At 33.4% G+C, this 2,781-nt stretch carries 3 protein-coding genes; 1 reads left to right on the top strand and 2 read right to left on the bottom strand.

The window, feature by feature from the left end; all coding sequences use genetic code 11:
- A partial coding sequence (locus AC1DTM_RS21795) for an aminotransferase class III-fold pyridoxal phosphate-dependent enzyme (protein ID WP_477000857.1) occupies positions 1-262 on the bottom strand: 262 nt, incomplete at its 3' end.
- An 802-nt stretch (positions 263-1,064) separates the two neighbouring features.
- On the opposite strand from AC1DTM_RS21795, the gene AC1DTM_RS21790 reads away from it, so the two are divergent.
- Positions 1,065-1,814, top strand: coding sequence for a DUF4397 domain-containing protein (locus AC1DTM_RS21790; protein WP_477000856.1), 750 nt, complete (start codon positions 1,065-1,067; stop codon positions 1,812-1,814).
- A gap of 33 nt (positions 1,815-1,847) precedes the next feature.
- Here AC1DTM_RS21790 and AC1DTM_RS21785 read toward each other — a convergent pair.
- Positions 1,848-2,781: BA2291 family sporulation histidine kinase (locus AC1DTM_RS21785; RefSeq protein ID WP_477000855.1), on the bottom strand; the 934-nt coding region annotated here is incomplete at its 5' end.

The raw sequence follows: 2,781 nt of genomic DNA, 5'->3' as shown, positions 1-2,781 counted from the left end.
CACTTAAATCACTCAACTTCTTCGCTAATTTTTCAGCCGGTTCACTCGTAAACTGTGATCTATAAACGAACGCAATCTCCTCTGCCTGTTTTTTAATAACTTCCGCAATCTCTGTTACGCCATGTCCAATACCTGCCGTAATCGCTCCTGACGAACCATCAAAATATTTATTTCCGTTTTGATCATATAAATAAACACCTTTTCCATGTGAAATCATTGGATACGGCTGACCAACAAGTGKCTTAATTAAGTAATCGCGCATAGCGCTCCCCCATTTCTCCAATTTGTATATATATATGAAGAAAATTGACGTTTCTTTCATAAAAAAGAACCCTCTGCGAAAGCAGTGAATTTATCAAAAAACTATTATAAAATATACAAATGAGTGCTAAATATTATTTTGAAAACAGAAAATTCAGAACTTAAAATGAAGACCAACCCTTACCTGTACGCTTAAATACCCCTCTCTGATTTAAGATAACAACAAATTGAATATTTTTTTAACATAATATCAGCTCCCCTCAATTGCTGACATTGTGTAAACTTCGACGGAACTCCCGTTATTCTCCTTCCTATTATCCTACTTTATATTGCATATTTTCAAACAAAATTCGACATTTTACTTCGCCACATTTATTGTAATTATTACTTAACAAATAGTATCACCTGTTTAGAACAATAAAAAAAGAACCGATTAACCATATTAATCAGTTCGGCACGACGCTCTTTTATCGGGATTACCTTATCCAACGCATCACTAAAATTAATAGAAATACTCATAATGCAAATCCATAATTCGTCCCACAGCCTATTGCACCAAATCCTCCATAACTTCATTCCCAATAACTATTGGGATATCCCCATCCCTAGGGTTCCACTCCTTCCATAAAAGTCAAACTACCTTTCCTTTATAATTTATGTAGGACAATTATCGATTTGTATGTGTGTTTGCCTATAAATAAAAAAATCCCTATTTTAACTTTTCCTTCTAGAAAGGTAAGTTTTTTGCATAACCTCTTTCTAGCTTCGCATATATTTGTAATGATGATAAAGGAGGAATGTTCATGACTCAATCCGAAATTGAAAAGTATGGACAAGAAGCTGCACGTTACGAACAGCTCGCTCGTTACTATCAATATAGCAATCCTAAAAGATATGTAGAACTCTATATGAAATACCATGATGCAATTACAAAACTTGTACAAGCATATGAAAAGAGAGATTCACAAGAAGCAACTTTACCGTCACATATGAGAATTTTTCACACAGCTCCCCATACACCAGCAGTTGATATTATAATAAACGGACAAAAGGTTATTAAAAATATTTCTTTTAAACAATTCAGTCCTTATTTATCATTAGTACAAGGTAAATACCGTATTGRTATTGTCCCTGTCGGAAACGAAACTCCAATATTCTCAGCATTAGTACCAATAATGGGGAATCACGCTTATACCCTTGCAGCGGTCAATAGCGATAATCATCTCCAATTACAACCTATTCTTGATAATACTCATTTACCATCTGGTCAAGCAAAAATACGGTTTGCACATTTTTCACCAGACACTCCAGTAGTAAATGTAAATTTAAAAGATGGGGATCATTTATTTGAAAATGTACTCTTTAAACAAATAACAGATTTTTTACAAGTTAGCCCTGGTACAGCAGATATTGAAGTTTCACTTGCGGATACAAAAAAAGTACTATTAACCATTCCGAAATTCAACGTTGAACCAAATACAATTTACACAATTTCAATGGTAGGTTATTCAACTGAGGATCCAAAATTAGAGACCGTTATACTTACAAATTAAAACAGTCTACACCATTCGTATGGTGTAGACTGTTTACTTGTGAAACGTAATTTGAAATTCTGTCCAATCGTTATTCGAACGACACAATATGGATCCATTATGTTTTTCTACAATTTGTTTACATACAAATAATCCGATACCAGTTCCTAGCTTTTTAGTAGTTACAAATGGCTCAAAAATAGTCTCTACATTTTCTGCTGGAATCATAGGTCCATTATTTTTTATAACAATGCGCACAGCCTGATCCTCTTCAAATACATCAATGATAATTTTCCGCTCTTCTTTCACCGATTCAAGAGCATCAATCGAATTCATTAAAATATTTAAAACTACTTGCCTCACTTCACTCCGGTAACCAACGAGTGGAATAGGATACGGCAAATTCTTTTCAATCAAAACATTTGCATTAACTAAACTTGGATATAAGAATTGTATAGTATCTTGAAATAAGTCATTTAGCCAAAAACGTTCCGATTCATTCCACATTTCTTTTTTCGATACAAGTAAAAATTGCGAAATCCTAAAATTCAATTGATCTAATTCATGTGAAATAATATCTAAATACGATAGGTTAGGATGGTCTGTCTTCAATAGCTTGACAAATCCCATAATCGAAGTTAACGGATTACGAAATTCATGCACAAAACTAGCCGACATTTGCCCTAGAATCGTAAGCCTTTCTTTATGTGTTTCATTTATATATTGCTGTTTTTCTTCTAAATTCCTCGATATAATTTCTGAGTATTTTAAAACGGTATAATAAATTAATTTGTCAAAACAAGTATGTATTTTGGCCATAATCGGTTTCAATTCACGGGCGCTTACATCCAATTCGCACATTGCTTCAAAAAGTTCATTTCTTCCCACATTTGCATTGTAAACAAAATCTCCAATATTCGCATCTGCACCTGCACGCTCAATAGCCATTTTCTCACATAATGGCTGAAGATAATTAATGTCTTTATCT

The sequence above is a fragment of the Bacillus sp. P4_D3 genome (assembly GCF_056401855.1).
The sequence above is the reverse complement of the archived record's forward strand: the minus strand, read 5'-3'. Positions and strand labels throughout refer to the sequence as shown.